Consider the following 12,814-nt stretch of genomic DNA (forward strand, 5'->3'; position numbering starts at 1 on the left):
ACAGATGAATGTATGGGAATTGGATGCGCTGGATCTGGGGGAACGGATCAAAAAGCGGGAAGTAGGCGTGGCCGAAGCGGCCAATGCTCTCCTGGACCGCATTGAATCCACCGATCCGGCGCTGCATGCTTATGTGGCCACCTTCCGGGAGAGTGCGAACGCCCAGGCCCAGATGGTACAGAAAAAAGTGGATGCCGGGGAAGGGCACGGTCCTCTCTTCGGCGTGCCGGTGGCGGTAAAGGATAACATCTGCGTCAAGGGGATGACCACCACCTGTGGTTCCCGGATGCTTTATAACTTCTGTCCGCCTTACAATGCAACCGTCACCGACTGCTTGGAACAGGCCGGCGCTGTGGTGGTGGGAAAGCTCAACATGGATGAATTCGCCATGGGATCCACCACCGAGACGTCCTATGCCGGTATCTGTAAGAATCCTTGGGATCCCTCCCGCGTGCCCGGCGGATCGTCGGGCGGCGCGGCGGCGGCAGTGGCGGCATCCGAAGCTTTTTATACGTTGGGCACCGATACCGGAGGATCCATCCGTCAACCGGCATCTTTTTGCGGCGTCACCGGCATCAAACCCACCTACGGCACGGTGTCCCGTTACGGCGTAGTGGCTTATGCATCCTCCCTGGATCAGGTGGGAACCTTGGGCCGGGATGCGGCGACGGTAGCGGCGTCCTTAGATATCATTACGAAAAAGGATCCCAAGGACAGCACCTCGGTGGAGCATCCCGACGGCGGATTTTATGAGGGGCTGACCGGGGATGTGAAGGGACTGCGCATCGGCATTCCCACCGACTATTTTGGCGAGGGCCTGGATCCCCAGGTCAAGGAGAAGGTTCTGGCCGCCGCCAAAGAGCTGGAACGGTTGGGCGCTATGGTGGAACAATTCCCCATGCCTCTGGTAGAATACGTTGTGCCGGCCTATTATATCATCTCCAGCGCGGAGGCGTCTTCCAACCTCTCCCGCTACGACGGCGTAAAATACGGCTTCCGGGCGGAGAACTATGAGGATCTCTACGACCTGTATCTCAAGTCCAGGAGCCAGGGATTCGGCATGGAGGTCAAGCGCCGGATTATGTTGGGCAACTTTGTGTTGTCCTCCGGCTACTACGACGCCTATTACAACAAGGCCTTGAAGGTGCGCGCTCTCATCAAGCAGGCCTTTGACAAAGCCTTCCGCAAATACGACATGCTGCTGGGACCGGTGGCTCCCACCACGGCCCTCAAGCTGGGCGAAAATCTGGACGATCCTCTGAAAATGTATCTGGGCGATATTTATACCGTGTCGGTCAATCTGGCGGGACTGCCGGGCTTGTCGGCTCCCTGCGGATTCGACGGCCAAGGACTGCCCATCGGTATGCAGCTGATCGGTCCGGCCTTCGGGGAAAAGACACTGCTCAACGCGGCGCACGCTTATCAGCAGGTCACCGATTTCCACCGTAAAAAACCGCAGTGAGGAGGGGGAACGTCATGAAGTATGAGATTGTCGTGGGCTTGGAAGTCCACGTGGAACTGAGCACAAAGAGCAAAATTTTTTGCTCCTGTACCACGGAATTCGGCGGGGATCCCAATACCCACTGTTGTCCGGTGTGCACCGGTATGCCGGGGACGCTTCCCGTCCTCAACAAAAACGTGGTGGAGTACGCCATCCGGGCAGGACTGGCCACCAACTGCGCCATCACCCGCACCACAAAATTCGACCGCAAAAACTACTTTTATCCCGATCTGCCCAAAGCTTATCAGATCAGCCAATTGTATCTTCCCATCTGCCAAAACGGCGGGGTGGAAATCCAGGTGGGGGATGAGAAAAAGGTCATCGGCATCCATGAAATCCATATGGAGGAGGATGCCGGAAAATTGGTGCATGATCCGGTGGAAGACTGCACCTTAGCCGACTACAATCGTTGCGGCGTCCCGCTTTTGGAGATTGTATCGGAGCCGGATTTCCGTTCAGCCGACGAAGTGATGGCCTATCTGGAAAAACTAAAGGCGACCTTGCAGTACATCGGCGTATCCGACTGCAAGATGCAGGAGGGTTCCTTGCGGGCCGACGTCAATCTGTCGGTGCGTCCGGTTGGGACAAAGGAGTTTGGTACCCGCACCGAGATGAAAAATATGAATTCCTTTAAAGCCATTGCCCGGGCTATCCAGAGCGAAGCAGACCGACAGATCAGTGTGCTGGAGTCGGGGAGACAGGTCAGTCAGGAGACACGGCGGTGGGACGATAACAAAGGGGAATCCTTTGCCATGCGGTCCAAGGAGAACGCCCAGGACTACCGTTATTTCCCGGAACCGGATTTGCCGCCGGTGTGCATCTCGGAGGAGTGGATCGACAGGGTAAAGGAAGAGCTTCCCGAGCTTCCCGATCAAAAGCAGCGGCGGTATAGGGAGCAACTTGGTTTGCCGGAATACGATACCCGCATGATCACAGCCACTAAGGCTATGGCCGATTTCTTTGAGGCAACGGTGGAGCTGTGTGACCAGCCCAAAGAGGTGGCAAACTGGATCATGGGGGATATTTTCCGCCGTCTCAACGAAAACGACACCCAGCCGGAGGATATGACGTTAAAACCAGAGCAGCTGGCAAAGCTCATCGGACTGGTGGAAAAGAGCGTCATCAACCGCAACACAGCCAAATCGGTGTTCGAAGCCATGTTCACCCAAGGCGTAGATCCGGAAATTTATGTGAAGGAACAGGGCCTGGAAATGGTGTCCGACACTGGTATGGTAGAGGCCGTCATCCAGAAGGCATTGGAAATGAATCCCCAATCGGTGGCCGACTACAAGGGCGGCAAGCAAAAGGCATTTGGATTCTTAGTGGGCCAATGTATGAAGGAGCTAAAGGGTAAGGCCGATCCGCAGCAGATCAACAGCCTGCTTCACAAAGCATTGGGAGACCAATAATACCAAAAAGAATAGAATAAAAAAATCCCCTGTGCCAGATTTGTTTGGCACAGGGGATTTTTTTATAGGGGACCGGGATTTACACACACAATTGATCCAGGGTACCGAAGGTATATCCTTCGGCTTCCCATTTGGTTAAGAGTTCATCTAAGATATCGCAGTTGGTCTTAGAGGTGCTGTGCAAAAGGACGACGGCGCCAGGATGAATGCGGGGGATCAGCTTTTGAAAAGCCTCTTCCGGAGTGGGTTGTTTATCCACATACCAGTCCACATAGGCGAGGCTCCAAAACACGGTTTTGTATCCCATTTCGTTGGCCATTTGCAGATTGGATTGGCTGTATTTGCCCTGGGGCGGCCGGTAGTATTTGGGCATCTCTTGGCCGGTGGTGTTTTTGAACAGTTCTTCTAGGGAGGTCATCTCCTTTTGGAAGGAGGCGGGATCGGCGATTTTGGACATATCGGGATGATGGTAGGTGTGGTTGCCCACGATATGACCTTCCTCCACCATGCGTTTGACTAGGTCGGGACTGGTCTCGATGTAATTGCCCACCACAAAGAAGGCGGCTTTGACGTTGTGTTTTTTTAAGGTATCCAGAATCGCAGGGGTATAACCGTTTTCATAGCCGGCATCAAAGGTCAGATAGATGACCTTTTGATCGGATGGTCCGGCATAGTAGGCGTTTACCTGCTTGAGTGCTTCGGCGGTTGCATTGCCCACAGGGGTCTTGCCGTTTTCCTGAAAGCTGAGCCCCCAGTTGGAATTATCCGCCGCCGTAGCCACCGTCTGCCCTGAGAATTGAGTTACTGCCAGCGGTACCCCCACCACCAGCAGACAGCAGATCAGCGCGATCACCAGATGTTTCTTGCGAATCACATAAAACATAACTGCTCACCATCTCACCCTCATAAGATACTCTATGCTTATGACGGATTGGATGCATTTATACCAGGCTGGGGTGTAGCTGCCAAGCTGACTGGATTCTGGATCCCCATCTGGCTGGAGGAGGGCATAGAGGAAACTGTCCGGCTTACAGAACGTCCTCCGGCAGCAGCCGATTGGGACATACCCTGTGCAGCCGCCAGCAGTACGAATACCCCCACCAGGAGAACAAGTCCCAGGGCAATGAGATGCTTTTTCCCTAATACAATAAATTTCATAAGACCCCTCCATGCCGTCCGCGCACCGATGAAAAGGGAACATCTCCTGATGCAGACGTTCCGGACTTGTGCAGCGGCTGCCGCTTTTGCGGCGAGCGGCCCGCCGATGTGTGGGGTGATCGTATCGCACAAAAATACCCCTCCTGCACAATGGTATGCAAAGAGGGGGTAAGAAAATACTTCGATTATTGTCCTGCCGCGAAAAAATTTTCTTCAGAGTGCGTATCGGATCAGCATATCTGGCCTACAAATTGCAGCATGGCCTTGTCCATCACCTGATGGCCTTTTTCATTGGGATGGATGCCGTCGGCACACATGAGCTGAGAGCAATCGGGGTGGGAGAGGAAGGCGTCGCGGATGTCCAAAAGGGGACAGCCATACCGCTTGGCAAGATGGCTGACGGCGATGGAATACCGCTCGTGGAATCGATAAATGCGATACACATCCCCCAGCCATTTTAGAATGCTGTCCCGGTTCAGGCCGTTTCTCGTGATCCAGTTGAGATAGCGCACAGCGTCCAGAGGCGGAAGGGTCAGCAGGATGGGCTGGATGTTCTGCTTCTGGAGAGCCTCGATCATTTCGGTATAGCACTTCTCAAATTCTTCCAAAGAGGTGTTGGGAAAGTGATCGGCATCCGGATTGGCTGCCACTTCAGCCCAGTTGAAATCGCAGTCATTGCCGCCGTACTCCAGCATGACGGCGTCACAGTGATACCCATCCTCCAACGTGTGAAGGAGGAGGTTCTTAGCCCTGGGGGCTGTATAACCAAATCGGGAACAGTTGCTCACTTGGATTCCCATATTTTCCAGAGAGATTTCCATATCACGATTTTTCAATGTGGTATAGCGGCCTCTTTTTTCGTCCAGAACAACCCCCCGCAATACGGAGTCTCCCCACATGGAAAGATTGTAACTAATGTTGCTCATAAGTATCACCTCGTGATATAGTTTATAATACTATATTATACTTTTATAAAAACAATGTCAAGCGGTTTGCAAATTTATAAAAAATAGTTTATACTATTTTAATAAATAGAAATAGATAAAAGGTGGAGAAACCATGGAATCTAGATTACCCGATCTTACCCAGTGGATGGGGCAGATGGAGCACAATCATTTGGCCCGATGGGATGAACTTCCCGATTTGGAATTGTATATGGATCAGGTCATCACCTACCTGGACCGCCAGCTGACGGCTTTTAAACAAAAGGAGGAAAAGGGGATTACCTCCTCCATGATCAACAACTACGTCAAGGATGGACTTGTCCCCCGGCCCAAGGGGAAGAAGTATCAGAAAAGGCATCTGGCCGATTTGCTCACCGTGTGTACGCTCAAACCGGTGCTTCCCATCTCGGATATCGCATTGTTGCTGGAACAGGTGCCGGAGGAACAGCGTCCCACTTTCCACAATGATTTGTGTGAGATGCTGGATCATTGTTTTTCCCAATTGTCCGGCTGGATGGGAGAATCACTGCAAGAGGAAGAAGAGGAGGATTCCGACCATCTGATGCATCTGGCACTGCAATTGAGCGTTGAGGCGGCGACACGTCGGGTGGCGGCCCAGCGGATCTTTGCCGGCCTGAAGGAACAGAACGAAAAGAGAAAAGAGGAAACAGGCAAAAGGTGACGTCTGTTTTTAGGTTGCCCAAAAGAAAAAACAGTAATCGAAAGAATCTTAAAAAATTCTCTCGATTACTGTTTTTTTGTATCAGATCAAAAAGGAAGCGTTCATCAACGTTTATCCGATAAGATACCTCGTTTAAAGCTGACCAGAGTGGCCACAAAATAACAGAGGTAAATTACAAGGAAAAGACCGAAGGCGGCGAGCAGATACCAATAAGCCGACTGGGAAGCTCCCAGCATGGTGGAAAAAGCCTCGTTGATAATGCCGGTCAATGGGATGCAAAGGCAGACCGGTAAGATGAGGGGGATACCGAAGTAGATGGCCAACTGCTGGAAGATCAAATGCCCGATTCGTTTTTCGCCGACCCCCATTTTGTGCAGGATATCGTACCGATAGCGGTATTTGGCGGCGTCGCTGAGCTGCTGAATGGCCAAAATAGTGGCACAGATGAAGATCAGTACAATGCCTAGGTAAAATACGGCAAAGGATAAAATGGTATAAACAGACCGGTTGTGGTCCATGGAATAGGACTGTACAATAGGCGTAAAATACCCTTGTCGTATGGGATCTCCGTCCTGGTTGGTGAGGGCCTCACGCACGTCATAGAGTTCATTACGGAGTTCCAGCGGCGCAGGTTCAGCGGTACAGAAGGCCATGACCGAGGAAGCGATGTCCAAATTCTTGCAGAGGTGATCCGGCACGATAATCACAAATCCGAACCCGTTGGGCGCCCATTGGGCAAAGGGAAAACAAAAGACGTCGGAAAAGGTCAAATCTTGGTCCCCAATCCGGATAGAATTGGAGGGAAGGGCCTTTTCTAAGACTTGTTCATAGGGCTGTGTCTCGATGTGGACAGCATATTGATTATCCTCCAGCCGGATGGAAGAATACCCCAACATAGAGCACAATCGATTGTAGGTGGAGACAGGCATGCAAAGGTCGTAGGGCGGGAAATAAGGGAACTGTTGAATATAGTTGGTCTGATTGAGCAAAAGGTCTGTGACATCCGACTGCCCAGACTGATAAACATGATAAAAGCTAGAAGCTTCCACTTGGGTGTTTTGTTCCACGACGTCTACAGCTGGGGAGAAGTCCACATCCTCCTGGCTGTCGTAATAGAGCAGCACGTCAAACGGGGATTCCGACTGTACGGTGGATTCATAAGTGGAATTAAAGAGGAATCCACTGCACACAGAGAGCAGCATGACGGTCAGCAGCAAAGAGATGGTGCCCATGATAAAACCGTTGGTTTTGACCTTGGACGTGGTTTGCCGCAGCAGGAAGAGGTTGAGGCCTTTGTATCGTATTCCGTTCCAGTGTCTCTGCAAAAGCAGAAGAAAGGAGGAGAACGTTATGGAGAACCCATAGATGCCGATGACCAGGAAAATCACGCCGGCGGACAACAGAACGAGGGGAGAAAGGATTCCCAAAATGTACCGACTGTATTGGAGAGGATCCGGGAGAAAGGATAAGATCCAAATTCCCAGAGCCATGGAAGAGACGGATAAAAATAGAAAGAAAGTGGACAAAACAGGATGAAGCCGTTTCAAATGCTGATTTTGCTTGTCGGCAACCATAAAATCGTAGATGCGGGATTTGCGGAAGGTGCGACGGCTGCGCCATAACACAAAGAGATAGATGGCCAGAAAGTAGATCAGGGTGAGAAGGACGGCTTCCGGAGAGAGAAACAGGGAGATGCGGTAAGGGCTGCCAAACACATTCATGATGATGGAAGCGAACACTTGGTAGAGCAGCGTTCCCATCGCCATACCGCACAGGAGGGCCAGAAGTCCGATGATCAGATTTTCTATCAAAAACATCCGGCTGATCGTGGTTTTCTCCATCCCTAAGAGCAAATAGGTGCCGAATTCCCGGCTGCGTCGCTGGAGGATAAACCGGGTGGTATAATGGATGAGCCATCCGGTGATAAACGCCACCATCATGGTGACCATTCCGATGATTTGTGTCATGCTGTCCATAGACGAGCTGAGACCGCGGATCTCGTCGGAATAAAGCATGAGATTGTAGGCAAAGATCAGGGACATGGTCATGGCGATGGTGATAAAATAGATGAGATAATCGCGGGCGCTGCGTTTGGCATTGCGAAGGGCCAATTTAACGTACATCCGAGAGGTCACCTCCCAGCAGAGCCATGACGTCTAAAATCTCGTTGAAAAATTGGCGGCGGGATTTGTCCCCCCGCAGGATTTCGTTAAAGATGCGTCCGTCCTTGAGGAATAGGATGCGCTGACAATAGCTGGCGGAAAAGGCGTCGTGGGTCACCATCAGGATGGTGGCCGACATTTGGGTGTTCATGGAGGAGATGGTCTCCAATAGCATCTGGGCCGATTTGGAATCCAAGGCGCCGGTGGGCTCATCGGCCAGGATGAGCTGTGGATGGGTGACGATGGCCCGTGCACAGGCACAACGCTGTTTTTGTCCGCCGGACACCTGGTAAGGGAATTTTTCCAGAATGTCCGAAATACCCAGTTGCCCGGCTACCTGCTGGACGGCGGGATCCACCTGAGAAACCGGACAGCGGTTGATGGTGAGGGCCAGGGCGATATTTTCCCGGATGGTCAAGGTGTCCAGCAGATTAAAGTCCTGGAAGACGAATCCCAAATTTTCCCGACGGAATCGGGCCAGATGTTTTTCCGAGATCTCTGTGATATCCTGGCCGTTGATCAAGATGTGTCCGGCGCTGACCAGATCGATGGTGGAGATAAGGTTGAGCAGAGTGGTCTTGCCCGATCCGGAAGCCCCCATAATGCCGATGAATTCCCCCTCGTAAACCGATAAACTGATATCGTCAATGGCTTTGGTGACGTTGCCGCGGCCTCCATAATATTTTTCCACATTTTCGATGTGTAGAATCTCTTTCACAAAAATCACCTCGCCTTCCATTGTAGCATGGCCCTAGGGACGGTGGTATCGATGTATCTTACGCCATTCTTTCAATTTTGTAAGAGTTTTGGGGTTGCTAGAATTCCCGCTTGAGATAGACCATATCCCGCAACAGAACACCGTCTTCATAGATGGGATGGTCATAATTTTGGGTAAAGAAATCCTTGACCCGATGGGACATGGAAAAGCCGCATCGTTCATAAAATGGTATGGTGAGGGGACTATCGCCTGTCCCCACCAGAAGGGTTTTGCCATCCTGTTTATAGTGGCTCAGTACAAACTGGATCATGCATCTGCCGTATCCTTTGCGCTGATGATCGGGATGGGTGGCGATGTTTTTAATTTCGTACATCCCGTCGTCCTCCCGAGTCATCACGCAGACGCAAACTACTTCCCCCTGGTGGGATAAGGCGAACATCTCGCCTCGATCCAAGTATCGATCGATCATATCCTCCTGTTCATCGGCCAATAGCAGCAGATCCAAATAATCTTTTTTGTTGTGAAGGATGGGTTTTATTTGCATAGAAGGACCTCCTAAAGATGAGAAAAGCGCATTGACCCAAAAAGCCAATGCGCTATGTGTAAGGGTGAGATGGAACGCATTCCAGAAAGATTAGGAATTGTGATCGGTCTGATGGAACTGCTTCAAATTGCCGATTTTCTGACGGCGCTGTTCCAAAATGGCGTTGACCTCTTCCACCGAGATGCCCTGCTCCGCCATCAACACAAGCAGATGATAAAGCAAATCGCAGATCTCATTGGCAGTATCGTGATTCTCCCCGTTTTTGGCGGCGATGATGACCTCCGAACTTTCCTCGCCCACCTTTTTGAGGATTTTATCCACCCCTTGCTCAAAGAGGTAACAGGTATAGGATCCCTCCTGAGGCTGGGCTTTACGCTCCAGTACCACTTGATACAGCGCTTTGATGACGTCTTGCATACTATGAGTTCCTCCATTACAGTAAATTGCATCGCTTTAGCTAAGGAAAGTATAGCTTTCCCAAGGCTTTTTGTCAAGGGAAGTACTGTTTGACGCCCTGTTTGGGAAATGCTATAATGAAAAGAAATTATGTGACAATTTTAAAAAGTGTAGGAGTGTTTTTTGTGTCCAATGGCAGTATAGGGTTAATCATCGCGTTAGCAATCCTGGTGATATTGTCGGCGTACTTTTCGGCTACAGAAACGGCCTTTTCCAGCCTGAACAAGATTCGTATGAAAAATAAGGCAAGCAACGGTGATCAACGAGCTGCCATGATCCTCTCCATGATCGATAATTACGATAAACTGATTTCCACCATCCTGGTGGGCAACAACATTGTAAACATCGCTGCGGCCTCGTTGGCCACCGTCATCTTCACCGCCTATTTTGGCGATGCAGGCGTTACGTTGTCCACTATTGTCATGACGGTGGTGGTGCTCATCTTTGGCGAGGTATCCCCTAAAAGTCTTGCCAAGGAATCCCCAGAATCCTTTGCCTATTTCAGCGCCCCCATTATGAAGGTGCTGTTGGTGGTTCTGACCCCCATTAACTTCCTGTTTTCCCAGTGGAAGAAGCTGCTTGCCAAGATGTTCCGCCTCAAGAAGAGCGAAGGCATGACCGAGGAGGAACTCCTGACGGTGGTGGACGAAGTGGAGCGGGACGGCGGCATCAAGGAGACCGAAGGGGACCTGATCCGTTCGGCAATCGGGTTTGACGATTTGGAGGCCCAGGATATTTTAACGCCCCGGGTGCAGCTCGTGGCCGTCAACCAGTATATCTCCATGGAGGATTTGCAGGAGATTTTTGTCAAGACCAATTATTCCCGCCTTCCGGTCTACAAGGACAATGTGGATGCTATTATCGGCGTCATCCACGAAAAGGACTTTTACGTCCAGATGTACAACCATCGCAATACCATCCTGCCGGTGGTTCAAAGGGTGCTGTATGTATCCCCCTCCATTAAGATTTCCGATCTGTTGCGCACGTTGCAGAAAAATCACTCCCATTTGGCGGTGGTGGTGGACGAATTCGGCGGCACCATGGGCATCGTCACCATGGAGGACATCCTGGAGGAACTGGTGGGCGAGATCTGGGACGAACACGATGAGATCATTGAATTCTTTAAAAAGATCGATGATTCCCGTTACCTGGTGGCGGGCAACGCCAATCTGGACGAGATGTTTGAATATTTGAATATGGATATTTCAGTGGACGACTTGGACCTTGATTCGGTGACGGTCAGCGGTTGGGCGGCCGAACAGTTGGGGCATATCCCGGAAAAGGGAGATAGGTTTACCTTTGAGAATCTTCAGGTTACGGTCACCAAGACCGACGGACGCCGTCTGGTGGAGGCATGTGTTACCGTAGAGCAGCCGGAAGAGGAAGAAAAACAAAAATCGTAATGTTGCGGTTTGAAGAGAGCCCCGGCGTCAGGAAGTGGCCGCCGGGGCTCTTGGTTACTTTGCAGGAATGAGAAAGGAGTAAATCTTATGCCGAAGCTGATGCTTGTGGAGGACGATCCCAGCATCCGGGAGGAGCTGGCCCTGCTTTTGCGAAACAATCGATATGATGTGGTCATTCCGCCCTCTTTTTATCAGGTCGCGGATTTTGTAAAGCAGGAAAAACCCGATCTGATTTTGCTGGATATCAACCTGCCGGGCAAGGATGGGTTCCAGATGTGCACCGAAATCCGGGGTTTTTCCTCCGTACCTATTATCTTTGTCACCAGCCGCGCCACCGATATGGACGAACTTTCCAGCATCACCTTAGGCGGGGATGATTTCATCACCAAGCCTTACAATTCCTCCATTCTCTTAGCTCGTATCGCCGCCCTGCTCAAACGGGCGTATCCCGATTCTTTTGCCGATCACGGCTTAACCTATCGGGGATTGGATCTCAATGTGGCGGCAGGGACGGTATCCTACCAAGGCAGAAGTGTGGAATTGACCAAAAATGAATTGAAGATTTTGCATTATCTGTTTCTCCATCACGGGCTGATCGTCTCACGGGCCGACATCATCGAGTATTTGTGGGACAACGAGATGTTTGTGGACGACAACACCTTGAGCGTCAACGTCACCCGAATTCGACGGAAGCTGGAGACCATCGGGATGGGGGATCTCATCTCCACCAAGAGGGGACAGGGGTACATGATATGACGTTTACATTTTGGGAATACGCAAAGGATAAGACGCTTACCATTGTTCTCAACATCCTGTGTATGTTTTTTCTGGCCTTTTATCTCATCGCCCTGGGCAACGAGGCGGGCAGCGTAGCGCTTATTTTGGTTGTTTGGGGACTGTTGCTGGCGGCGGTCCTGATCGTGGGATTTCTAGGACGCAAGCGGTATTTTAAAAATCTGATGGAGACGGCACAGGGATTGGAACATCGGTATCTCATCGCTGAGGTGATGGAAAGACCTGTGTCTATCCAGGACAGGCAGTTTTACACCCTGCTTCGCATGGCCAATAAATCCATGATGGAGCGCATCACCGACATCCAGCACGAGCGCCGGGATTACAAGGACTACATTGAACAGTGGGTGCATGAGATCAAGACGCCCATATCCGCCATCAAACTGATCTGTGAGAACAACCGGTCGGACGCCACGCGGAAGGTCCTGTCCGAACTGGAGAGCACCGAGCGCTATGTGGAACAAGCCCTTTTCTATGCACGCAGTGAAAACGTGGAAAAGGATTATCTCATCAAAGAGGTGCCGCTTTCCCAGTGCGTCCACGGGGCCATTGCGCAAAACAAACGCATTCTTCTCAGCAATCAGATGGGCGTTCAAACCGACGGCTTGGAGAAGACGGTTTATACCGACAGCAAATGGTTGGAATTCATGCTGGATCAGCTGCTGATTAACGCCGTCCAGTACCGCCGGGAGTCAGGGGCGGTGATCCGGATTTGGGCGGAAGACGTACAAAACGGCGTGCGCCTCTGTGTGGAGGATAACGGCATCGGCATAGAGGCAAGCGATCTTCCCCGGGTCTTTGACAAAGGGTTTACCGGACAAAACGGCCGGAGTGGAAGAAAATCCACCGGTATCGGGCTTTATTTGTGCCGCCGTCTGGCCGAGAAGCTGGGGCTTGAACTGTCCATCCAGTCGAGGCAGGGAGAGTTTACCCGGGTGACCTTGTGTTTTCCGAAGGGGACCTTTGTCAAAGTGGACGAATGAAAAACAAAACAGGCCGACGGCGTAAATTTGCCGTCGGCCTGTTTTTATTGATCTGTTACATT

At 51.3% G+C, this 12,814-nt stretch carries 13 protein-coding genes; 6 read left to right on the plus strand and 7 right to left on the minus strand.

From position 1 onward, the window contains the following. Positions 1-4: 4 nt before the first annotated feature. A complete protein-coding gene (gene gatA, locus C12CBH8_RS03635; protein WP_215533555.1) occupies positions 5-1,462 on the plus strand; it encodes an Asp-tRNA(Asn)/Glu-tRNA(Gln) amidotransferase subunit GatA in 1,458 nt (485 codons plus the stop codon). 14 nt (positions 1,463-1,476) lie between these two features. Continuing rightward, a complete protein-coding gene (gene gatB, locus C12CBH8_RS03640; protein WP_215533556.1) occupies positions 1,477-2,910 on the plus strand; it encodes an Asp-tRNA(Asn)/Glu-tRNA(Gln) amidotransferase subunit GatB in 1,434 nt (477 codons plus the stop codon). 79 nt (positions 2,911-2,989) lie between these two features. Here gatB and pdaA read toward each other — a convergent pair whose 3' ends face one another. The 3 genes from pdaA to C12CBH8_RS03655 form a co-directional block, all read right to left on the minus strand. Next, positions 2,990-3,793 carry a delta-lactam-biosynthetic de-N-acetylase gene (pdaA, locus tag C12CBH8_RS03645; RefSeq protein WP_090266690.1) on the minus strand — a complete coding sequence of 268 codons (804 nt, stop codon included), beginning with the start codon at positions 3,791-3,793 and terminating at the stop codon, positions 2,990-2,992. A 38-nt stretch (positions 3,794-3,831) separates the two neighbouring features. Continuing rightward, positions 3,832-4,068: a hypothetical protein gene (locus C12CBH8_RS03650; RefSeq protein ID WP_215533557.1), complete on the minus strand. Its 237-nt coding sequence runs from the start codon at positions 4,066-4,068 to the stop codon at positions 3,832-3,834. 230 nt (positions 4,069-4,298) lie between these two features. After that, positions 4,299-4,994 (minus strand): SGNH/GDSL hydrolase family protein, encoded by a 696-nt coding sequence (locus tag C12CBH8_RS03655; protein WP_099323355.1) that lies wholly within the window; start codon positions 4,992-4,994, stop codon positions 4,299-4,301. A gap of 133 nt (positions 4,995-5,127) precedes the next feature. On the opposite strand from C12CBH8_RS03655, the gene C12CBH8_RS03660 reads away from it, so the two are divergent. Next, a complete protein-coding gene (locus tag C12CBH8_RS03660; protein WP_090266684.1) occupies positions 5,128-5,694 on the plus strand; it encodes a DUF1836 domain-containing protein in 567 nt (188 codons plus the stop codon). Between the two features lie 104 nt (positions 5,695-5,798). On the opposite strand, the gene C12CBH8_RS03665 is transcribed toward C12CBH8_RS03660, so the two are convergent. The 4 genes from C12CBH8_RS03665 to hisE form a co-directional block, all read right to left on the minus strand. Further along, on the minus strand, positions 5,799-7,817 hold the full coding sequence (locus C12CBH8_RS03665) for an ABC transporter permease (protein ID WP_215533558.1): 2,019 nt from the start codon (positions 7,815-7,817) through the stop codon (positions 5,799-5,801). Further along, a complete protein-coding gene (locus tag C12CBH8_RS03670) occupies positions 7,807-8,574 on the minus strand; it encodes an ABC transporter ATP-binding protein (RefSeq protein WP_090266813.1) in 768 nt (255 codons plus the stop codon). The genes C12CBH8_RS03665 and C12CBH8_RS03670 overlap by 11 nt, the downstream gene beginning before the upstream one ends. Before the next feature lie 97 nt (positions 8,575-8,671). Then, on the minus strand, positions 8,672-9,118 hold the full coding sequence (locus tag C12CBH8_RS03675) for a GNAT family N-acetyltransferase (RefSeq protein ID WP_215533559.1): 447 nt from the start codon (positions 9,116-9,118) through the stop codon (positions 8,672-8,674). A gap of 90 nt (positions 9,119-9,208) precedes the next feature. Next, positions 9,209-9,535: a phosphoribosyl-ATP diphosphatase gene (gene hisE / locus C12CBH8_RS03680; protein ID WP_215533560.1), complete on the minus strand. Its 327-nt coding sequence runs from the start codon at positions 9,533-9,535 to the stop codon at positions 9,209-9,211. A 164-nt stretch (positions 9,536-9,699) separates the two neighbouring features. On the opposite strand from hisE, the gene C12CBH8_RS03685 reads away from it, so the two are divergent. The 3 genes from C12CBH8_RS03685 to C12CBH8_RS03695 all read left to right on the plus strand — a co-directional run bounded on the left by C12CBH8_RS03685 (position 9,700) and on the right by C12CBH8_RS03695 (position 12,752). Further along, the gene (locus tag C12CBH8_RS03685) at positions 9,700-10,977 is read left to right on the plus strand and encodes an HlyC/CorC family transporter (protein ID WP_090266810.1); all 1,278 of its coding nucleotides are present in this window, start codon (positions 9,700-9,702) and stop codon (positions 10,975-10,977) included. Between the two features lie 87 nt (positions 10,978-11,064). Then, positions 11,065-11,733, plus strand: a complete 669-nt coding sequence (locus C12CBH8_RS03690) for a response regulator transcription factor (RefSeq protein ID WP_215533561.1) — start codon at positions 11,065-11,067, stop codon at positions 11,731-11,733. Beyond that, on the plus strand, positions 11,730-12,752 hold the full coding sequence (locus C12CBH8_RS03695; protein ID WP_246441690.1) for a sensor histidine kinase: 1,023 nt from the start codon (positions 11,730-11,732) through the stop codon (positions 12,750-12,752). The genes C12CBH8_RS03690 and C12CBH8_RS03695 overlap by 4 nt, the downstream gene beginning before the upstream one ends. Positions 12,753-12,814 lie beyond the last annotated feature (62 nt).

This window comes from Solibaculum mannosilyticum (assembly GCF_015140235.1).
In the GTDB taxonomy this organism is placed as follows: domain Bacteria; phylum Bacillota; class Clostridia; order Oscillospirales; family Acutalibacteraceae; genus Solibaculum; species Solibaculum mannosilyticum.